Here is a 20,301-nt window from a genome sequence, read left to right as displayed (position 1 = left end):
CCTCCTGCGGTCTACGACATCGTCCTCAACGGTACCCGCGTCGGCCGGATCAACCGATCACCCGTCCTGTCGCCGCGAGGCCGGGACGATGACGACGCTGCAGAGGTGGGCGCCCACCACCGACCATCGGCCGGCGAACGTGCGCGGCGTGGTCGGGCCAGCCGGCGCGACGACCCGCGCATCGAACGAGCCCCGATCCGGGTGGATCACCACCTCACATGACGTGTAGTCGACCCATCGCCCGCTGAGCGGGTACCACGCCTTGAAAACGCTCTCCTTGACGCTCCACAACACGGCGCTCCACGCGACGGCCGGATGGCTCGTGGCGAGCCGCGTGAGCATGGACGCCTCACTCCCGCAGACGATCGTCGCCGCGACGGCGGGACGGATGGGCCGGTGCACCTCGACGTCGATCCCGATGGCGCTCGCGACACCGACGTGACCGACGGCTGCGATCGTGAAACCGGGGCAGTGCGAGAGACTCCCGACGAAGCCGGTCGGCCAGACCGGTCGCCCGCCCTCCCCCGTCGGGATGTCCGTGGAGCGCTGGCCGAGCATCGCGAGTGCCGCCCTGGCGCAGTCGCGCGCCGAGCGGGATTCGGCGCTGCGACCAGCCGAGGTCGGACGAGCCCGGAACGGCCCGGCTGCGGTGCCGACGGACGCCGAGACGACGACGCCCGTCGGCACCTGCATCCGGAGAGCGTCGACCACCGCGGCTGCGGATTCAGCCACTCGACCGACGCGGCGACGCCACACGCGTCAAGGGGTCGGAGGCGGGGATACCGACACGGAACCAGGCGACGAGCTGCTCGTCCCGGGCGACTTTCCAGCGTTCGTCGAGCATGGCCCGGGTCTCCGGACAGTCGAGCGGCGCGCTCTGCGGGTGCACGTACAGGCCGTGGCCCTGGAAGCCGAGCCAGAGCCGGGTGAGCAGTCGCCCCGCGGCGAGTTCCTGCCGGGCCCCGGTGGGTCCGACGACACCGAGGACGATGCCGGAGCCCTGGGTGGCGGTGGCCGACATCCGTGCCAACAGCCCGGGCAGCCCGAGCCCGCGAAGCGCGCGGAACACCCGCGGGCTGATCAGCGTCCGCAGGCCGGCTCGTTCGACCTTCGACAGCACGAGCATCGCGTCGTTGAGGCCGTCCTCGTCGTAGTCGGGGTGGCGCGGCGAGAGGCGGGTCCACCGGTGGAGCTCGGCGACGATCGCCGCGTCGCCGAAGAACCACCGGTTGGCTCGGATGAGGAACGGACGGGCGTCCCGGGTCGGCATCGAGACGAGCCGGAACCCCGCACGCTCCGCCTCCGCAGCGGCCGCCGTGAGGACGTCGGGCGGAGGAGCGCCGTCCCGCCATCGCCCTCGCCAGACGCGTCGTCCACAGACGTCCGCCGAGGAGAACGTCGTCTGGTAGCCCTCCGGGTGGCGCGAGAACCGGCCGACCTCATCGGTCTCCGCGTCACCGCCGGTTGAAGCCTCGAACCGCAGTCCGACACCGGCGGAGGACGCGCAGATGAGGAGCGACTCAACGAACGCCCCGAACGACAGCATCGTGTCGCGTCCTCGCGGATCGCTCGCGCCGAGGGTGCGAGTGCGGTCCCGGCGGAGGACGAGTTCGTCATCCTGGCGGTCCACGACCCACGGCTGCGTGTTGTGGGCGTTCGCCGCACGAGCCGCCTCGGACACGAGCGCCGAGAGGTCGTCGTCGGCCGACGGGCCGCTGAACCGCGCGTCCATTCAGCCCTCCGTGATCCCGATGCGGCGGTGGATCGCCGCGAGCCACCGCGGCGCCCACCAGTTGTATCGTCCGGCGACGCGCATGAAGACCGGGACGAGCACGCCGCGGATCAGGATGGCGTCGATGAGGATCGCGATGCCGGTACCGATGCCGAGCATCTTGATGATCGACACCCCGGAGGTCGCCATGGCGAAGAACGACACCGCGAGGATCGCCGCAGCGGCCGTGATGATCGGGCCGCTAGCACCGAGCCCGCTCCGCACCGCCTCCGCGAGATCGCCCGTGGCACGGAACCGTTCCTGGATTCGCGCGAGGAGGAACACCTCGTAGTCCATCGAGAGCCCGAAGGCGATGCAGAACAGCAGGATCGGGATCGAGATGGCGATGGGCGACGGGGTGAAGCCGAGCACGTCCGACAGATTGCCGTCCTGGAAGAGGAACACGATGACGCCCAGGATGCCGACCAGCCCGACCACGTTCAGCACCAGGGCCTTGATCGGGAGCAGCACGCTCCCGGTGAACAGGAAGAGGATGATCAGCGTCATGAGCGCGATGGCCGCGGCGGCGAACGGCAGACGCGCCGCGATGGAGTCTCCGATGTCGATCATCTGCGCCGCGAGGCCACCGACCAGGACGGTCGAGCCGGCTCCCGGGTCCACCGCGCGGACGTCGCGGACGAGCTCCGAGCCCTCGGGCGAGTACGGGACGACGTCGGTCGCGACCTGCAGCCAGAGCGCCGAACCGTCGCGGAAGTGCTGCTCCGTCCGCGCATCGGCCGGGACGACGAGGCGTCCGTCGACGAAGCTGCCGAGGGACGTCGTGACGGCCTCGACGCCCGTGATCGAGGAGAGTTCGGTGGCGTACTCGTCGAGCTCTCGGTCCGTCCCCGCCCAGTCCTCGGTGACGACGGAGACGGCGTCCGCCTCGGCGATGGCGAAGTCGGACCGCATGATGTCCGCCACGACCCGGCTCTCGGCGTCGGCGGGGAGCACCCGCTCGTCGGGCACCCCGAACTCCGCGTGCGCGAACGGCGCGGCCATGGCGATGAGCAGTGCGATCACGGGCACCGCCAACCACGGACGGCGATACGCGTGGTCGCCCACCCGGTACCAGAACCGGCCCTCGGCCCCGGCCGGACGGCGGGAGCGCAGACGGCCCCAGTCGATCCGGCGACCCAGGAGGGTGAGGGCGGCGGGCAGCAGGACGACCGCGCCCACCACGGAGCAGGCCACGATGACGAGTCCCGCGATGGCGAACGAGCGCAGGAAGTACTGGTCGAACAGCATCAGCGTGGCGAGCGCCGCGGCGACGACGACGCCGCTGAACACGATGGTCCGGCCGGTCGTCCGCCGAGCGATCCGCAACGCCTCCTCGTCGGTGGCTCCGCCCGAGCGTTCGTCCCGATACCGGGTGAGGAACAGCAGGCAGTAGTCGATGGCGAGTCCGAGGCCCAACGCGGTGACCAGGTTGACCGCGAACAGGGAGACCGAGGTGAGCTGCGCGACCACGTTCAGCAGGCCGAGGGAGCCGAGGATCGTGACGCCCGCGACGCCGACGGGCAGCAGCGCGGCCACCACACCGCGGAACGCGAAGAACAGCAGCACGAGGGTGATCGGGATGGCGATCGTCTCCGCGACGATGATGTCCGTCTTGACCTGCGCGTTCAGGTCATCGTTGATCCCCGCGATGCCGCCGAACCGCACGGTGGCCGATGTCACCTCCTCGGTGATCGTGCCGCGAAGCATCGTTGTCGCGCGTTGCACGGTGTCCTCGTCTCCGGCGAGCGCCACGAGCACGACACCGCGGTCGGTGTCGCTCCGCAGCTGCTCCGCGTCGGCGTAGGAGCCGGTGACGCTGGCGCCGTCCACGTCGTCCACCGCGCCGACGATGTCGTCGAGCGCCTCCCTGCCGGCGGCGCTGTCGAGTCCGTCGGAGACGTCCACGACGAGGACGAGTTTCGGGTCGCTGCCCGGGAACCGATCGGCGAGCACGTCCGCTGCGGCCACGGAGTCGGACTGCGGGTCGTCGAACCCGCCCGTCTTGAGGTTGTCGAGGACGTCGGCCCCCGCGATGCCCGCCACGATCGCGAACACCAGGCCGATCAGGAGCGTGATCACCGCCCGTCGTCTGGGTGTCGTTCTGGAGTGGTTCGTCATGCGGATACCTCGATGTCGTGGGTGATGCGGTTGAGTTCGGATGCCGTGATGTCGACGACCCGCTGGATCTGCTCGGCGGTGTGCTCCGCGGTGATGAAGAAGCGGAGCCGCGCCTGGTCGTCCGGCACGGCCGGGTACAGGATCGGGTTGACGCTGAAGCCGTGGTCGAAGAGCGCCGTCGCCAGGGCGAGCGCCCGTTCCGAGCTGCCGACGATGCACGGCACGACGGGCGAGTCGGCGCTGTCGCCGATGTCGATGCCGGCGGCCCGGGCCGTCTCGCGGAAGCGGTCGGCGTTCTGCCGCAGGCGGCTGAGGCGCTCGGGCTCGTCGCGCATGAGCCGGAGGGCGGCGAGCGACGCGGCCGCGTTCGCCGGGGTGATGCCGACGCTGTACACGAACCCGGGCACGGAGTACTTGAGGTAGTCGATCGCGGCGGCGGCGCCACCGACGTAGCCGCCGCATCCGGCGAGCGACTTCGACATCGTGCCGCACCAGAGGTCGATGTCCGAGCGGTCGACACCGAAGTGTTCACCGACCCCGCCGCCGTTGGCGCCGACCGTCCCGATGCTGTGCGCTTCGTCGACGAGCACCAGTGCGCCGTGCCGCTTCTTCAGCTCGATGAGCTGCGGGAGCGGTACGAGGTCGCCGTCCATGCTGTAGACGCCCTCCACGACGATGAGGACTCGGCGGAACCCGCTGCGGATCGCGCCGAGGAGGTCGTCGAGCGCGTTCAGGTCGTTGTGGGGGAAGGACCGCCGGGTGGCTCCGGAGAGCTTCGCCCCCTGGATGATGCTGTCGTGCGCGAGGCTGTCGTGGACGATGAGGTCCCCCGGTTCCACCAGGTGCCCGATGACGCTCACGTTCGTCGCGTGGCCGCTCACCAGGGTGAGCGCCGACTCCACCTGGAGGAGGTCGGCGAGCTGCTGCTCGAGCTCGGCATGGATCGGCCGCTCACCGGACAGGAACCGGCTGGCGGACACCGAGCTGCCGTATCGGGCCACGGCGTCGGCGATCGTCTCGGCGACCACGGGGTGGCCGGTGACACCGAGGTAGTTGTAACTCGAGAAGCTCACGAGCTGGGCGTCGCCGATCGTCGTCGTGGCGTCGATGATCCCCTCATGCAGCAGGAAGTAGGGGTTGCGGTCCGTCTGCTGCCGGCGTTCCCGCATGGCGACCGCCTCCGGGAAGCACTCGATGCGGGAGTCGGCCTCGGTCCATCGGGTCGGGCGGTCGGCCGGCGCCGGGGATGCGGCAGCCACCGGGTCCGTCTCGACCCGCGGGAGCCGGTGCTGCGGCTCCTCGGCGAACGGGTGCAGCAGGGAGCCGACGCCGTCCAGCACCTGCTCCACCGTGGGCCGCCCGGCGAAGCGCTCGCCGAGCTGGGCGGGGGTCGGCAGCGATGGCCACTCCGTGTGCAGCTGGGTGATCAGCTCACGCATCATCAGCGAATCGAATCCGAGCTGCTCGACGAGGTGCATGTCCGGCCGGATCAGGTCCAGCGGGAACCCGCTGATGCGCGACACCATGCCGAGGATGACCGCGTCGGACTCCGCACGATGCGACCGGGAGGCTGCGAGGCCCATCCGTGCGACCACCTCCGCCTGCGGCGAGCCGGGTTCCGTTGACCAACGGAACGGATCCGTCGACGCGGGCGCGTGACCGGCCCGCCCGGAACCCTCGATGAGGCTCAGCTGGCGGTTCATGAGAGCGAGCAGTCCGGGCAGGTGGTCGGCCTGCGCCTCGGCGGCTTGCGGCTGGATCGGCGGTCGTGCCGACGGTGGTCCGGCGAGCGGGGAGGACGATGGGTCGTGGGGGTCGTGGCGCATGGAGTGGGGATCCTGTTCGACGGGGGAGGATGGTCGGTGCGGTTCGGATGTGGGTACTCGGGTTGTGGTCGTCGGGTCGGAGGCGTCCGGTCGGACGACCCAGTACGGCTCGGTCGGCAGCGGCGCGATCGGCAGCGCCACACCCGCGGTGTCTGGTGGCACGAGCGATGCCAGGTCGAGGTCGGCCCCCAGCACCGTCAGCCGACCGAGGAGTCGGAGGAACGTCGACGCGTCGTCCGGCGCCGACGCGCTGCTCGGGATGACGTGCACGTCGGGCGCATCGCCCAGGGAACGTCGGATGGACCCGAGCAGTGCCGAACCCCCACCGATCTGGACGTAGACGCCGACGCCGGATGCGGACGCCGACTCGATCGCCTCGCGGAACCGCACCGTGGAGAAGACGTTCTCCTCGAGCTGACGACCCAGCTCCTCGCTCGTCTCCACCGTGCGGCCCGTCACGGTGGAGACGAGCTGCAGCTGCGGCGCACGAGGTCGGAACCGCGACAGGTCCGCGACGAGGGCCGTCCGGATCGGCTCGAGCAGGGGCGAGTGGAACCCGGTGGCGACGCGCAGCGGTTGTGTCGACACCCCGTGCTCGACGCACCGTTCCGCAACGGTGCGCAGGGCCTCGCCGGTTCCACTCACCACCGTCTGCCGGGGATCGTTGGCGGCCGCGATCCACGCGTCGTCGATGCCGCTGAGGAGCGCTGCGGCCCGCTCGGCGTCGCAGCCGAGGGCCGTCATGCCGTCGCCGGGTCGCGTCGCAGCCGACCGCATGTGGTGTCCGCGGACCGCGGCGAGCCGCACGGCGTCGGGCGCATCGAGCGCGCCGGCCGTCGCCAGGGCGGGAAGCTCGCCGACGCTGTGCCCGATGACGAGGTCGGGCTCCATGCCGATCTCGCGCAACAGCGCCACGGCGGCGAGCGCCGTCACCGCGAGCGCGGGTTGGCAGACCTCGGTGGACGTGAGGCGGTCGACTCCGGAGGCGGTGTCGGCGTCGGCCGCGGAGAGCGCCGCGAGCACATCGACCCCGGTCTCGTCGAGCACCTGCTCGTTCAAGGTCTCGGCCGCTGCACGGAAGGCGGGGAACCGATCGAGGAGGTCCGACTGCATCCGCGGTGTCTGGCTGCCCTGCCCGGGGAAGACGAAGGCGATCCGCCGAGCGGCCTCGTCGACACGGACCCCGGCGCACACGTCCGCGGAGATCACCCCCATGGCTCCGCTTGCGAGCTGCTCCAGAGCTGCCGACAGCCCGGACATCAGCTCGGCGGCGGTGCGGCACACCACCGCCAGACGGGTGCTCGCGAGCGACCGGGAGGTCAGGGTCCGTGCGAGACCGGCGATGGATGGTGCGTCGGCGGTTTCGAGGACGGCGAGGACCGCGCGGAGGTGCTCGCCGAGCAGCGTGGGGTCGGCGGCCGAGAACACGAGGAGGTGCGGGAGCGTTTCGTCAGCCGGTCCTCCGGCGGCACGCCGACGGACTCGACCTGCTCGCGCCGGCGGTGATTCGAGCACCACGTGCGCGTTGGTGCCGCCGAACCCGAACGAGCTGACGCCGATCAGGCCCAGACCGTCGTCGCCCGGGTCGATGGTGCGGGAGGCGAGCGCCAGGTGGCCGTATCGGAGGGTCTCGGCGTGCGCCTCGGAACGCAGGCGGGGCTGCCCGGGGACGACCCGATGCCTCGCCATGAGTGCCGCTTTGACGATGCTGGCGATCCCGGCCGCCGCCATCGTGTGCCCCACGAGCGCCTTCACCGCCGTGACCGTGGCGGTCCGGTGCGGCGATGCCCCGAGACGACGCAGCGCCGCCAGCGATTCCAGCTCGGTGCGGTCACCCACCGGGGTGGCCGTGCCGTGCGCCTCGACGACGCCCAGGTCGGCGGGGTCGGCAGCGGCGTCCTCGTAAGCCCCGCGGAGTGCTGCCAGCTGTCCGTCCGTCGTCGGCGTCATCGGTCCTTCGGCCCGGCCGTCGTTGGACACCCCGGAGCCGCGGATGACCGCGTAGACGTCGTCGTGGTCGTCGATGGCGGCCTCGAGCGGTTTGAGGACGATCATGCCGACGCCCTCGCCGAGGAGGAACCCGTCGGCATCGCCGTCGAACGGTCGGCACACTCCGCTCCGTGACAGCGCACCGATCCGGGAGAAGGCGACCATCGCATCGGGGACGAGGCTCAGGTTGACGCCGCCGACGAGCGCCGCCGAGCACTGCCCTGACCGGATGGCGGCGATCGCCTGGTGGAGCGCGACGAGGCTGCTGGAGCACGCGGCGTCCACCGCGAAGCTCGGGCCGCCGAGGTCGAGCGTGCTGCTCACCAGCGCCGGCCCCATGTTCGGCAGGCATCCCGGCATCGAGAACGCGTGGAACGGACGCACACCGGCGACGCGCGCGCCCATCGCCGCCGTGAGGTCGGGGCCGGCGTGTTCCGCGTGGACCGAGTCGTCGCCGAGGAGTTGCGCCCGGATGCGGAGCGAGGAGAGTTCGCGGTAGTCGTTCGCGGCCATCCCGACGAAGACGCCGATGGACGACCGGTCGATGCGACGACGTTCGAACCCGGCGTCGATCCAGGCGGCTCGCGCAGCCTCGAGGAGCAGGCGATGTTGCGGGTCCATCGCGTGCGCCCGGCTGGGTGGGATGCGGAAGTGCCGTGCCGCGAACTGCTCGACGTCGTCGATGAAGGAGCCCTGGTCGGAGTAGGCGTGATGCACCGCTCGGGGGTCGTGCGGCGCGAAGAAGGTGGCGTGATCCCATCTCGAGCGGGGGACGGTGGAGCCGCTGCGTCGGGCCGCCAGGATGTTGCGCCAGTACTGGTGGGCGTCTGCCGCGCCACCGAAGCGGGCGGACAGGCCGACGATGGCGAGTGGTCGAACGGGCACGACGAGAGAACCTCCGAGGGTGTTGATCGCGGATGGAACGAGGGGGCAGGTCGGCATGTCGACGACTCCGAGCGGAGTGTGTCGAGGTCCAGGGGCCGCCTCGCGGTGAGGAGAGCCGGCCCGTGGGCACGCCACAGCTCGACTGTAGTCATCTGAAACATCAGTTCGGATGCTCGTCCAGAATCTGTGGATAACTCGCGAGGCAGCGCAACCCCCAGCCGGTGCGGAGGGTCGGCTGGAACACTGGCGATATGACGACCATCACGCTGACCAAGGGCCTCACCGCCTACCGCGCCGACCCGCCGAAGGGCGTCGAGCTCCGCGGCGGGCTCGTGCTCATCCACGAGATCTGGGGCCTCGTCCCACACATCACCGACGTCGCCGACCGGTTCGCCGCGGAGGGCTATCTCGTCATCGCGCCCGACATCCTGAGTGGCGCCGGCGTCACGCCCGAGATCGGTGCGGAGCTGGAGAGCCTCGTCTTCAACAGCGACGAGGCGACGAGGACCGCGGCACAGCCGAAGCTGCGCGAGAAGCTTTCGGCCTCGAAGTCGCCCGAGTACGCCGAGGAGGCGCTCGGGTACCTGGGTAAGGCCGTCGACGCCCTGTTCGACGAGGAGGGGATCGACGGCCGCGTCGCCGTCGTCGGCTTCTGCTTCGGTGGCGGCTACAGCTTCGCGCTCGCCGCGGCCGACCGCCGCATCCGCGCCGCTGTCCCGTTCTACGGCTACCCGCCGGAGCCCGAGGCCGTGACGAGCATCGCCTGCCCCGTCCTCGCGTTCTACGGCGACCAGGACGAGGGTCTCATGCAGAGCCTGCCCGAGCTGACCACGACGATGGAGGACGCACGGGTCGAGTTCACCGCGACCGTCTACCCCGACGCCGGTCACGCCTTCTTCAACGACACCAACACGATCACCTACCGCGAGGACGCGGCCGCCGACGCCTGGGTGAAGACGCTCGCGTTCCTCGACACCTCACTCGGCAACGCCTAGCCCGAGCGCTCCGCGTCCGTTCGCCCGTTTTTGGGCGAAGAAACGCCCGCTCGCCCAAACATGGGCGAGCGGGCGTTCGTGTGAAGCGGCGGAGGCCTACGCGCCCTTGAGGCGGGTGGCGAGGTAGGCGTACAACTCGTCGATGGCGACGCGCTCCTGCTGCATGCTGTCGCGGTCGCGGACCGTCACGGCGTTGTCCTCGAGCGAGTCGAAGTCGACGGTCACGCAGTACGGGGTGCCGATCTCGTCCTGACGACGGTAGCGGCGGCCGATCGCACTAGCGTCGTCGAAGTCGATGTTCCACGAACCGCGCAGCTCGTCGGCGATCCGGCGGGCGAGCGGTGACAGCGCCTCGTTGCGGGACAGCGGCAGCACGGCGACCTTGACGGGCGCGAGACGTGGGTCGAGGTGCAGCACGGTGCGCGTCTCGATCTTGCCCTTGGCGTTCGGCGGCAGCTCCTGCTCCTCGTACGCGTCGACGAGGAAGGCCATGAGCGCACGGGTCAGACCGAACGACGGCTCGATGACGTACGGCACGAATCGCTCGTTCTTGGCCTGGTCGAAGTAGCTGAGGTCCTTGCCGGACTGCTCGGTGTGCACCTTGAGGTCGTAGTCGGTGCGGTTCGCGACGCCCATGAGCTCGCCCCACTCGCTGCCGGCGAAGCCGAACTTGTACTCGATGTCGACGGTGCGCTTGGAGTAGTGCGCCAGCTTCTCCTGCGGGTGCTCGAACCAACGGATGTTGTCGGGCGTCATGCCGAGGTCGATGAACCAGGCCCAGCAGAGGTCCATCCAGGTCTGCTGCCACTCGTCGTCCGTGCCGGGCTCGACGAAGAACTCGATCTCCATCTGCTCGAACTCGCGGGTGCGGAAGATGAAGTTACCGGGCGTGATCTCGTTGCGGAACGCCTTGCCGATCTGGCCGATGCCGAACGGCGGCTTCTTGCGGGCCGTCTGCAGCACGTTCGCGAAGTTCGTGAAGATGCCCTGAGCGGTCTCTGGACGCAGGTAGTGGAGACCAGACTCGTCGTCAACGACGCCGAGGAAGGTCTTCAGGAGGCCGGACATCTGACGGATCTCGGTCCACTGGCCGATCTTCGAGGGGTGCTCGGGGTCGGGGATGTCGGCGAGGCCGTTCTCCGGTGGGTGGCCGTGCTCGGCCTCGTACGCCTCGAAGAGGTGGTCGGCCCGGTACCGCTTGTGGGTGATGAGCGATTCGGTCAGCGGGTCGCTGAAGACCTTGACGTGACCGGACGCCTCCCAGACCGGGGTGGGCAGGATGACGGCGGAGTCGAGACCGACCATGTCGCCGCGGCCGCGGACGAACGCGTTCCACCACTGGCGCTTGATGTTCTCCTTGAGCTCGACACCCAGGGGCCCGTAATCCCACGCAGACCGCGTGCCGCCGTAGATGTCTCCCGACGGGAAGACGAAGCCGCGGTGCTGGGCCAGGGTGATGACGGACTCGAGATGGGACTGCTCTGCCATGGGTGTGGATCCTCCGTGCCGCTTGCCACGCGGCGGTACCTTCCGGTGCTGACGCCTGGCTGGCGCCCGCTCCCGGAACCCCTCAATCCTATGGGCGAGCCCGTGAGGACGCCCAACGGCCCTTGTCCCACTCAGGGCGGCCGCCTAGCCTGACAACCATCGCGGTACGCAGGATGGAGCATCGATGGACTGGCTGTGGAACCTCGACGTCATCGACGGTCCACTCGTCTGGGTGCTCGACGGGCTCAGCATCGCCGGCCTGCTGTACCTCGTCATCCGTCGGTCCGGGCTGCTGTGGTACCTGAGCGCCGCCATCGCCCTCCTGGCCGGTGCGCTCCTCGCTCTGGGGACGGTGTGGCTGGTCTTCGACGCGCTCAACCTGTTCGGCGGGCCCCTGATCCGCTCGGCGGAGCCCTGGTTGATCGGCGCCTTCGCCGGGAGCGCGCTCGCGATCCTGACGATCTACTGGCGTGTCTCGTGGAAGCGGCGCGTCATCGCTGTCGCGTGCATCATCGTCTTCGGCGCGACCGCGGCGCTGGGCGTCAACGGCGCGTACGGCGTCCAGACCACCCTCGGTTCGATGTTCCACGTCCAGAACCGCAAGCCGATCACCCTCGTGACGCCGACGAGCACGCCCACCGGCGCTCCGGCCCGCCCGCTGTACGAGACGTGGAAGCCGCCGGCCGATCTGCCGAAGACGGGACGATTCGGCCCACTCCCCGCAGGCGACCGGATCCCGAACACGAACTCCGGGTTCAACGCCCGCCCGGCGCAGGTCTACTACCCACCCGCCGCGCTCGTGAAGGATCCCCCGCCCCTCCCCTTCGTGCTCATGATGATGGGACAACCGGGTGACCCCGACGCGAAGTGGATCGGCGAGGCGCTCGACGCGATCGCCGCCGACCACCAGGGGCTCGCCCCCATCGCGCTCGTCGTGGATCAGCTCGGCGACCCTTCCGTGGATCCGCTGTGCATCGACGGGCGGTACGGGAAGGTGGAGACGTACGTCACGCAGGACGTCCTCCCGTGGGCGAAGGCGAACCTGCACATCCTCCAGTCGCCGAAGGATTGGACGGTCGCCGGGTACTCGGCCGGCGGCAGCTGTGCGATCTACTACGGAGCCAAGTACCCGCAGACCTTCGGCAACGTCATCAGTGTCTCGGGTGAGGAGTATCCCGGCGCCAGCGTCCCTGCTGACAGCCTGCGCGCGATGTTCGACGGCGACCAGAACGCGTACGACGCGATCAAACCGGCGACCATCATGGCGAAGACGAACTACGCCGACACGGAGGCGTTCTTCTCCGCTGGGACGGCGGACGCGGTCTACACCGACATGATGCGGCGCGCCGCAGCCACCGCGACATCAGCCGGCTGGAAGGTCCAGACCTTCGCGATACCGGGCGGCGATCACGGGGTCAGCTCGCTCACGGGCGGGCTGGACCAGACGCTCCGTGCGCTCTACCCGCGGATCGGCCTCCAACGCCCGTGACGCCCCACGGTCGCTCCGGCGATCGCTCCGGCGATCGCTCGATGAACGGTCAGCGCGGCGGCGCGAGGGACGCGCCCTCGAGGAAGGCGCCCATGACGAGTTCGTGACGCAGTTCACCGAGGGTGCCGTCGAGACGGCCGATGAGGGTCTCGACGCCCATCCTGCCGAGTTGGGCGGCGGGCAGCAACGTGACGGCGAGCGCCGGGTCGGCCGCTTCCGACACCTCTCGGGTGGAGGCGACGAGGACGACGGACAGGTCGTCGGGGACCGAGACGCCGCGCCTGCCGAGCTCGCTCACGAAACCGAGGGCCGCCCGATCGTTGAGCACGAGGACGGCGGTGACCTCGGGCGCCTCCTCCTGGAGGGTCGCCGCGATCTCGCGACCACCGGCCGGATCGGGAGTGCACTGGAGCGTCCGAGCGCGGAGTCCACGGGCCGCGCACACGGCGTGGAAGGTCTCCTGGACGCGGACCACCGGGCCGTAACCGTCGAGATCGGCACGCTCGACCTCCTCGAGCAGGGCGAACTCCCGATGACCGAGGGCCTGCAAGCGGTCGATGGACAACTCGACCATCCCCTCGAAGTCGACGTCGACGTAGTCGAGACCGGAGGGATCGCGCGTCCGACCGATGAGCGTCAGTGGCGTCCCTGCCGCGAGCAGACGGTCGACCCGATGGTCGTCGAGCCGCACCTCCATGAGGATGACGCCGTCGATGAGGCCATCGGAGGTGAACTCGCGAAGCGCGTCTGGGTCGCTCGGCTCCGGCCAGAGGACGACGGTGTACCCGAGCTCGGCCGCAGCCTCCGCAGCACCGGTGAAGAAGCGGGCCGCGTTGTCGGACAGTCGATGCTGCAACACCGGGAACAGCAGTGCGATGATGCGGGTCCGACGGCTCGCGAGCGCGCGGGCGACCGCGTTCCGGCGGAAGTCCAGCTCGACCATCGCCGACTCCACCCGCAGTCGGGTGGCCGGAGACACGGGCTTCGAATCGTTGACGACGAACGACACCGTGGCGACCGAGACCCCTGCGAGTCGCGCGACGTCACGCATCGTTGCCATGGATCCCCGTTCAGGTGCGGTGCTGTCCGGTCAGTCTCTCACGGATCACGATTCGGTAAACCGGTTAAAGTGCTTCTTGACGGCTCCGGCGACGCGGTGCATGCTGGTTCCCGAAGCGCGCAGTAAACCGGTTAACTTTCCGGTCGGCGCGATCCGACCTCGACCGGCGAAGGAGCCGTGCTGATGCCTGTACCGACCACCGACGGCCACCGGTCCGAGGAGCCACTGCGCGTCGCGATCGTCGGGTACAGCTTCATGGGCACCATCCACGCGCAGGCCTGGACCACCGCTCCCCGCTTCTTCGACCTCGGCCGCGGGGTCGACCTCGTCGCCGTCAGCGGTCGCGATGCCGACGCCGCCCGCGCGTTCGCAGACCGGTTCGGGATCGCTGACGTCGAGACCGACTGGCGAGCGCTCCTCACCCGCGGCGACATCGACGTGATCGACATCTGCACCCCGGGCCACCTCCACGCCGAGATCGCGATCGCCGCGCTCGACGCCGGTATCCACGTCCTGTGCGAGAAGCCGCTCGCGAACACGCTCGAGGAGGCCGAGCGGATGAACGCCGCGGCCGAACGGGCTGCGGCGCGCGGCGTGCACGCGATGGTCGGCTTCAGCTACCGGCGCACCCCCGCGCTCGCCTACGCACGACGGCTCGTCACCGACGGTCGCCTCGGGACGATCCGTCACATCCGGGCCCAGTACCTGCAGGACTGGATCGCGGATCCCACCTTCCCGCTCGTCTGGCGACTCGACGCCGATCAGGCCGGCTCCGGTGCGCTCGGCGACCTCGGCGCCCACATCATCGATCTCGCGCGGTTCGTCACCGGGCAGGAACTGACCGGTGTGAGCGCCCTGACCTCGACCTTCGTCACCGAGCGGCCGCTCCCCACCTCGTCGAGCGGCCTCAGCGCCACCGCGGGCGGCGATCCTGAGGATGGCGAGGCGGCGGAACCCCTCACCGGCCGGGTGACCGTCGACGACGCGGTCGTGTTCATCGCCCGCACCGACGGCGGCGCCCTGGCGACCTTCGAGGCCACCCGCTTCGCCACCGGTCGCAAGAACGCGATGCGGCTCGAGGTCGACGGATCCGACGGATCGCTCGTCTTCGACTTCGAGCGCATGAACGAGCTGCAGTTCCACGACCACACCCTCCCGGCCGAGGAGGCGGGCTTCCGGCGCATCCTCGTCACCGAACCCGGTCACCCGTATGCGGACGCCTGGTGGCCGGCCGGCCACGGCCTCGGCTACGAGCACACCTTCGTCCACGAGGTCGCCGACCTCGCCCGTGACCTCGCCGCCGGCCGGGCGCCCGAACCGGGCTTCGCCGACGGCCTCCTGGTGCAGCGCGTGCTCACCGCGGTCTCGGCGAGCGCCGACGCAGGCGCCGCCTGGATCCCACTCGACCACTGACCGAACCACCCACCGCACCACGATCACCACCGCATCACGAACACCACTCACCAGGCAAAGGAGCCATGACATGAGATCCACGACCACCCGCGACACCCGGCCACGCATCATCCGTCGGCCGCACGTGCTCGGATCGCTCGCGATCCTCGCGATCACCCCGTTCGCCCTCACCGCGTGCAGTGGTGGCGGTGGCGCGGCGGCCGGAGGCGACGCCGGCACCCTCACGATCCTCGACTACTACAACAACGAACCCGACAAGACCCTCGTGGGCGACGCCCTCGACCGTTGCGCGGACGACGTCGGCGTGAAGATCAAGCGCGAGACCGTCCCCGGCAAGGACCTCATCCAGAAGGTGCTCCAGCAGTCGTCGTCCAAGACGCTGCCCGACGTCCTCATGCTCGACAACCCGGATGTCCAGGAGATCGCCGCGACCGGCGGCCTCTCGCCACTCAGCGACTACGGCGTCGACACCTCGGGCTTCGCGAAGGGCATCCTCGACGCGGCGAGCTACGAGGGCGAGGTCTACGGCCTGGCGCCGACGGTCAACACCCTCGGCCTCTTCTACAACGAGGACCTCCTCGCCGCGAAGGGCATCACCCCGCCGACCACGTGGGACGAACTCAAGACCGCAGCGGCGGCCCTGACCGAGGGCGACACCTACGGCCTCGCCTTCAGCTCCATCGCCACCTACGAGGGCAGCTGGCAGTTCCTGCCGTTCATGTGGACCAACGGCGGCGACGAGGCCGACCTCACGACGCCCGCCGTCGCGGAGGCCCTCCAGCTGCAGGTCGACCTCGTGAACTCGGGGTCGGCGTCGAAGAGCGTCATCAACTGGTCTCAGGCCGACGTGAACGACCAGTTCATGGCCGGTAAGGCCGCGATGATGATCAACGGCCCGTGGCAGATCCCGGCCCTCAGCGCCGACACCAATCTCAAGTACGGCAGCGTCCAGGTTCCGGTCAACAAGGCCGGCCAGACACCCGTCGCCCCGCTCGGTGGTGAGGTCTGGACCGTGCCCGTGACCGGCGACAAGGACAAGCAGGCGAAGGCGGCGAAGTTCGTCGAGTGCATCTCGAGTGACGAGAACCAGCTCGCCCTCGCGGAGGCCCGCTTCACCGTCCCGACGAAGACGGCCCTGGCCGAGCAGTACGTCGCGAAGGTCCCCGAGATGGCCGCGTTCACGGAGCAGGTCGCCAACGCCCGCTCGCGCACCGGCGAGCTCGGCGAGGAGTGGCCCGAGGCCGCGACCGAGATCTACACCGCCATCCAGCTCGCCCTGACCGGGCAGGCGACGCCTGAAGAGGCGTTCAAGCAGGCGGCCGCGGGCTGATCCCGATGAGCAGTGGCATCGCCGGAGCATCGCTCCAGGACCGGAAGACCGACCAGCGGTCCAGCGGCACCGACGGGGGCGCGCCGACCAAGCGCACCCCCGTCGGGGCCGGCCGCCGGTCCCGACGCTTCCGCCGGGAAGACCTGATCAAGCTCGGCTTCGTCCTCCCAGCAGCGCTCTACATCGTCCTCTTCTTCGGCTATCCGGTCGTCAAGAACGTCACGATGAGCTTCCAGGAGTACACGACGAAGACGTTCTTCACGGGCGAGGCGCCGTGGGTCGGGTTCGCGAACTACGTGACCGTGTTCAGTTCCCAGCTGTTCACACCGGCACTCCTCAACACGGCACTGTTCACGGTCGGGTCGATCGCCGGGCAGTTCGTGATCGGGCTCGCGCTCGCCGTCTTCTTCAAGCGACGCTTCCCCCTGAGCTCGTTCCTCCGCGCGATGCTGCTGCTCCCCTGGCTCCTCCCCCTGATCGTGTCGAGCGCCACCTGGCGGTCGATCCTCGACCAGGACAGTGGCGTCCTGAACGCCGCCCTCGGATCCATCGGCCTGTCGGGCGTCCCCTGGCTGACGAGCCCGTCGGTGGCCCTGTTCGCGGTCGTCCTCGTCAACATCTGGATCGGCATCCCGTTCAACGTCACGATCCTCTACGGCGGCCTCCAGGACATCCCCGACGAGCTCTACGAGGCGGGAGCGCTCGACGGCGCGACCGGCTGGAAGGCGTTCCGCCACATCACCTGGCCGAACCTCAGGCCCGTGGTCAGCGTCGTGCTCGTGCTCGGCGTCGTCTACACGATCAAGGTGCTCGACATCATCCTCGGCCTCACGAACGGCGGGCCGGCGAACGCCACCCAGACCCTCGCGGTGCGGTCGTACCAGGAGTCGTTCGTGAACTTCGAGTTCGGTGTCGGTGCGGCCTTCAGCAACATCCTCATCGTCATCTCGCTCCTCTTCGCCATCGTCTACCTGCGCGTGAACCGACGCGCGGTCGACGAGTAAGGACACGGACCCTCATGACCACGACCAGCATCGTGACCGGCGGCCGGCAGACGCGCCGCTTCGCCCCGGTCGGCCCCCGTCGCCACCGCGGCGACCGACGCCACCTCGGCTACACCGTCGTCGGCGTCATCATCCTCGCGATCATGCTCTTCCCCGTCTATTGGATGGTGAACGCGTCGCTGCAGCCGTCGGGTAACACACTCACGGGCGACTTCTTCCCGATCAACCCGAGCTTCGCGGGGTATGAGAAGGCGATCGCCGACCAGGGCGGGCACCTCGTCACGAGCCTCGTCATCTCGCTCGGTACCGTCGTCCTGTCGCTCGCGATCGCGGCCCCGGCGGCCTACGCCCTCGCACAGTTCCGGTTCCGCTGGATCAGCATCGCGCTCCTCGTGATCCTGATCGCCCAGATGATCCCGGGCATCGTGATCGCGAACGCGCTCTACTCGGCGTACAACGACCTCGGCCTGCTCAACTCGATCCCCGGGCTGATCCTCGCCGACGCCTCGCACGCCATCCCGTTCGCGATCCTCATCCTGCGGGCGTCGATGCAGACCATCCCGCCCTCGATCGTGGAGGCGGCACGGGTCGACGGCGCGGGGCACGTGCGGGCCTTCGTCTCGATCGTCCTCCCGGTGAGCCGCAACGTGCTCATCACCGCCGGCCTGTTCGCCTTCCTCTTCTCCTGGAGCGACTTCCTGTTCGCCCTGACGTTGACGACGACGGAGGACGTCCGGCCCGTGACGCTCGGCATCTACCAGTACCTCGGCTCGCAGGTCTCGAACTGGAGCGCGGTGATGGCGACCGCCGTCCTCTCGTCCCTACCCGCGATCCTGCTGCTCGTCATCGCCCAGCGGTTCATCGCCGCGGGCGCGACAGGCGGCGCCGTGAAGTGACCGACGACCACTCCGACATCCTCTCCGACCACGCAACGCATCCTCGAAGGAGCACCACCATGTCCGACAGCAGCACCCCCATCCGCGTCCTCGTCTGGGGCGAGAACCGCCACGAGCAGATCGAGGAGAAGGTCCGCGCCATCTACCCGGACGGCATGCACACGACCATCAAGGAGGGCATCGAGGAGCACCTCGGCGCCGACGCCGTGGTCACCACGACCACGCTCGACGAACCGGAGCACGGGCTCACCGAGGAGGTGCTCGCCGCGACCGACGTGCTCGTCTGGTGGGGCCACGCGGCTCACGGCGAGGTCGCCGACGAGGTCGTCGAGCGCGTGCATCAGCATGTGCTCGCCGGTATGGGTCTGCTCGTGCTGCACTCCGGCCACTGGTCGAAGATCTTCGGCAAGCTCATGGGCACCTCGTGCACGCTCCGCTGGCGGTCGGAGGAGGACCGCGAGATCGTCTGGACCGTCGACCCCACGCACCCGATCGCCCAGGGCATCCCGCACCCGTTCATCATCCCGGCGCAGGAGATGTACGGCGAGTTCTTCGACGTCCCCGCGCCCGACGAGCTCGTCTTCCTGTCGACCTTCACCGGTGGCGAGGTCTTCCGTTCCGGCATGACCTACAAGCGCGGCTTCGGCAAGATCTTCTTCTTCTCCCCCGGCGACCAGGACTACCCGGTCTACCACCACGAGCACGTCCGTCGCGTCCTCGCGAACGGCGTCCGGTGGGCGCAGACCCTGCGTCCGGAACGCGCGGTGCCGGTCCTCCTGCGGTACGAGACCGAGGACTTCTACAACGGCCGCGGGTACGAAGGGGCGCTCGCGCGATGAGCGCTCCTGTCGACGGTGGCTTCGCGACGCTCGCGGACGCCACCAGGCCGGTCCGGCTCGTGCTCGTCGGTGCCGGCGGGATGGGACGGGCGTGGTTGCGGACGATCCTCGCGAATCCGGACACGGAACTCGTCGGCGTCGTCGACCTCGACACGGCCCTCGCCGAGTCGGCGGTGACCGAGGCCGGGCTCCGGGTGGGCCCCGAGGGTGTCGTCGTCGGCACCAGCGTGTCGGTCGTCGCCGAGGCGACGGGGGCGGACGCGGTCGTCAACGTCACCGTGCCCGCCGCGCACCACCCGGTCAACACCGAGGCGCTCTTCGCCGGGTTGCCGGTGCTCTGCGAGAAGCCGATCGCACCGACGGTGGCGCAGGCCCTCTCACTGGCGGCGACGGCCGAAGCCAGCGGGCAACTGCTCATGACGAGCCAGTCGCGTCGCTACTACGCGTCGATCGCCGCCTTCCGGGAGCAGGTCGCGACGCTCGGTCGGCTCGGGTCCGCGACCACGGAGTTCTTCAAGGCACCGCACTTCGGCGGTTTCCGCGAGGAGATGCCGCACGTGCTGCTCGTCGACATGGCGATCCATGCCTTCGACGCCGCCCGCTACGTCCTCGGCAGCGACCCGATCGCCGTGTACTGCGAGGAGTACAACCCCGGTTGGAGCTGGTTCTCCGCCGACGCCGCCGCGACCGCGATCTTCGAGTTCGCCGGGGGAGTCCGGTACACCTACAGCGGCAGCTGGTGTGCGGACGGCGTGGAGACCTCGTGGAACGGCAGCTGGCGGGTGAACGGCGAGCACGGCACGGCCATCTGGGACGGCGACTCCGCTCCGCAGCGGCAGCTCGCACCGCAGGGCGGGTCTCCGTCGAAGGTCGAGACCGCCGACCTCGAGCCGGACGTGCCGGAGGAGATCGCCGGCTCGCTCGTCGAGTTCGTGGACGCCCTGCGCACGGGGCGTGTCCCGTCGGGTGAGGTGCACGCCAACGTACTGAGCCTCGCGATGGTGGAGGCCGCCGTGCGGTCAGCCGAGTCCGGCGAGCGCGTGCTCATCGCGGACGTACTCGCCCAGGCGCACGCGCAGGCGATCGAGGCCGAGCCGCGCGACGACGTCCGGGCCGCGCTCGTCGCCTCCCGTTGAGGTGAGGCGGATCGCCGCCCGCGCACCCCGCGAGCGACGATCCGCCTCACCTCACATGCCGG

14 protein-coding genes are annotated in these 20,301 nt (G+C 69.8%); 8 read left to right on the top strand and 6 right to left on the bottom strand.

What is annotated here, in order from left to right; translation table 11 throughout:
- Positions 1–57: 57 nt before the first annotated feature.
- Genes CCK91_RS02060 through CCK91_RS02045 form a run of 4 tightly spaced genes read right to left on the bottom strand, consistent with a single transcriptional unit; the run spans position 58 to position 8,589 of the window.
- Positions 58–732 (bottom strand): 4'-phosphopantetheinyl transferase family protein, encoded by a 675-nt coding sequence (locus CCK91_RS02060; protein WP_133059911.1) that lies wholly within the window; start codon positions 730–732, stop codon positions 58–60.
- The gene (locus CCK91_RS02055; protein ID WP_086472643.1) at positions 725–1,732 is read right to left on the bottom strand and encodes a hypothetical protein; all 1,008 of its coding nucleotides are present in this window, start codon (positions 1,730–1,732) and stop codon (positions 725–727) included. Before CCK91_RS02055 ends, CCK91_RS02060 begins: the two co-directional genes overlap by 8 nt.
- The gene (locus CCK91_RS02050) at positions 1,733–3,889 is read right to left on the bottom strand and encodes an MMPL family transporter (protein WP_086472642.1); all 2,157 of its coding nucleotides are present in this window, start codon (positions 3,887–3,889) and stop codon (positions 1,733–1,735) included.
- Positions 3,886–8,589, bottom strand: coding sequence for a type I polyketide synthase (locus CCK91_RS02045; RefSeq protein WP_165766965.1), 4,704 nt, complete (start codon positions 8,587–8,589; stop codon positions 3,886–3,888). Before CCK91_RS02045 ends, CCK91_RS02050 begins: the two co-directional genes overlap by 4 nt.
- Positions 8,590–8,840: 251 nt before the next feature.
- Between CCK91_RS02045 and CCK91_RS02040 the strand changes: the two genes are divergently transcribed.
- Positions 8,841–9,584 carry a dienelactone hydrolase family protein gene (locus tag CCK91_RS02040; RefSeq protein WP_085511333.1) on the top strand — a complete coding sequence of 248 codons (744 nt, stop codon included), beginning with the start codon at positions 8,841–8,843 and terminating at the stop codon, positions 9,582–9,584.
- 96 nt (positions 9,585–9,680) lie between these two features.
- Here the strand turns inward: CCK91_RS02040 and CCK91_RS02035 are convergent, their stop codons facing one another.
- Positions 9,681–11,072 carry a glycine--tRNA ligase gene (locus CCK91_RS02035; RefSeq protein ID WP_086472640.1) on the bottom strand — a complete coding sequence of 464 codons (1,392 nt, stop codon included), beginning with the start codon at positions 11,070–11,072 and terminating at the stop codon, positions 9,681–9,683.
- Between the two features lie 184 nt (positions 11,073–11,256).
- Here CCK91_RS02035 and CCK91_RS02030 point away from each other — a divergent pair, with 184 nt between their 5' ends.
- The gene (locus CCK91_RS02030) at positions 11,257–12,561 is read left to right on the top strand and encodes an alpha/beta hydrolase (protein ID WP_086472639.1); all 1,305 of its coding nucleotides are present in this window, start codon (positions 11,257–11,259) and stop codon (positions 12,559–12,561) included.
- A gap of 49 nt (positions 12,562–12,610) precedes the next feature.
- Here CCK91_RS02030 and CCK91_RS02025 read toward each other — a convergent pair whose 3' ends face one another.
- The gene (locus tag CCK91_RS02025; protein WP_242664205.1) at positions 12,611–13,621 is read right to left on the bottom strand and encodes a LacI family DNA-binding transcriptional regulator; all 1,011 of its coding nucleotides are present in this window, start codon (positions 13,619–13,621) and stop codon (positions 12,611–12,613) included.
- 183 nt (positions 13,622–13,804) lie between these two features.
- Here CCK91_RS02025 and CCK91_RS02020 point away from each other — a divergent pair, with 183 nt between their 5' ends.
- From CCK91_RS02020 to CCK91_RS01995, 6 genes are all read left to right on the top strand, one after another.
- Positions 13,805–15,034 (top strand): Gfo/Idh/MocA family protein, encoded by a 1,230-nt coding sequence (locus CCK91_RS02020; protein ID WP_086472637.1) that lies wholly within the window; start codon positions 13,805–13,807, stop codon positions 15,032–15,034.
- 70 nt (positions 15,035–15,104) lie between these two features.
- Positions 15,105–16,364 carry a sugar ABC transporter substrate-binding protein gene (locus CCK91_RS02015; RefSeq protein ID WP_082916064.1) on the top strand — a complete coding sequence of 420 codons (1,260 nt, stop codon included), beginning with the start codon at positions 15,105–15,107 and terminating at the stop codon, positions 16,362–16,364.
- A 5-nt stretch (positions 16,365–16,369) separates the two neighbouring features.
- On the top strand, positions 16,370–17,368 hold the full coding sequence (locus CCK91_RS02010) for a carbohydrate ABC transporter permease (protein ID WP_086472636.1): 999 nt from the start codon (positions 16,370–16,372) through the stop codon (positions 17,366–17,368).
- A gap of 14 nt (positions 17,369–17,382) precedes the next feature.
- Complete coding sequence (locus tag CCK91_RS02005; RefSeq protein WP_086472635.1) at positions 17,383–18,264, top strand: carbohydrate ABC transporter permease; 882 nt, start codon at positions 17,383–17,385, stop codon at positions 18,262–18,264.
- Between the two features lie 59 nt (positions 18,265–18,323).
- A complete protein-coding gene (locus CCK91_RS02000; RefSeq protein WP_064295429.1) occupies positions 18,324–19,103 on the top strand; it encodes a ThuA domain-containing protein in 780 nt (259 codons plus the stop codon).
- Positions 19,100–20,239, top strand: a complete 1,140-nt coding sequence (locus CCK91_RS01995) for a Gfo/Idh/MocA family protein (RefSeq protein ID WP_086472634.1) — start codon at positions 19,100–19,102, stop codon at positions 20,237–20,239. Before CCK91_RS02000 ends, CCK91_RS01995 begins: the two co-directional genes overlap by 4 nt.
- Positions 20,240–20,301: the final 62 nt, after the last annotated feature.

Origin of the sequence: Plantibacter elymi (nom. nud.), from assembly GCF_900177795.1 — a bacterium.
GTDB classification, from domain to species: Bacteria; Actinomycetota; Actinomycetes; order Actinomycetales; family Microbacteriaceae; genus Plantibacter; species Plantibacter elymi.
The sequence above is the reverse complement of the archived record's forward strand: the minus strand, read 5'-3'. Positions and strand labels throughout refer to the sequence as shown.

Bases quoted from the DNA above. Each gene is read 5' to 3' on its own strand.
- CCK91_RS02055 (WP_086472643.1), bottom strand. From the start codon at position 1,732: ATGGACGCGCGGTTCAGCGGCCCGTCGGCCGACGACGACCTCTCGGCG.
- CCK91_RS02050 (WP_086472642.1), bottom strand. From the start codon at position 3,889: ATGACGAACCACTCCAGAACGACACCCAGACGACGGGCGGTGATCACG.
- CCK91_RS02040 (WP_085511333.1), top strand. From the start codon at position 8,841: ATGACGACCATCACGCTGACCAAGGGCCTCACCGCCTACCGCGCCGAC.
- CCK91_RS02035 (WP_086472640.1), bottom strand. From the start codon at position 11,072: ATGGCAGAGCAGTCCCATCTCGAGTCCGTCATCACCCTGGCCCAGCAC.
- CCK91_RS02030 (WP_086472639.1), top strand. From the start codon at position 11,257: ATGGACTGGCTGTGGAACCTCGACGTCATCGACGGTCCACTCGTCTGG.
- CCK91_RS02025 (WP_242664205.1), bottom strand. From the start codon at position 13,621: ATGGCAACGATGCGTGACGTCGCGCGACTCGCAGGGGTCTCGGTCGCC.
- CCK91_RS02020 (WP_086472637.1), top strand. From the start codon at position 13,805: ATGCCTGTACCGACCACCGACGGCCACCGGTCCGAGGAGCCACTGCGC.
- CCK91_RS02015 (WP_082916064.1), top strand. From the start codon at position 15,105: ATGAGATCCACGACCACCCGCGACACCCGGCCACGCATCATCCGTCGG.
- CCK91_RS02010 (WP_086472636.1), top strand. From the start codon at position 16,370: ATGAGCAGTGGCATCGCCGGAGCATCGCTCCAGGACCGGAAGACCGAC.
- CCK91_RS02005 (WP_086472635.1), top strand. From the start codon at position 17,383: ATGACCACGACCAGCATCGTGACCGGCGGCCGGCAGACGCGCCGCTTC.
- CCK91_RS02000 (WP_064295429.1), top strand. From the start codon at position 18,324: ATGTCCGACAGCAGCACCCCCATCCGCGTCCTCGTCTGGGGCGAGAAC.
- CCK91_RS01995 (WP_086472634.1), top strand. From the start codon at position 19,100: ATGAGCGCTCCTGTCGACGGTGGCTTCGCGACGCTCGCGGACGCCACC.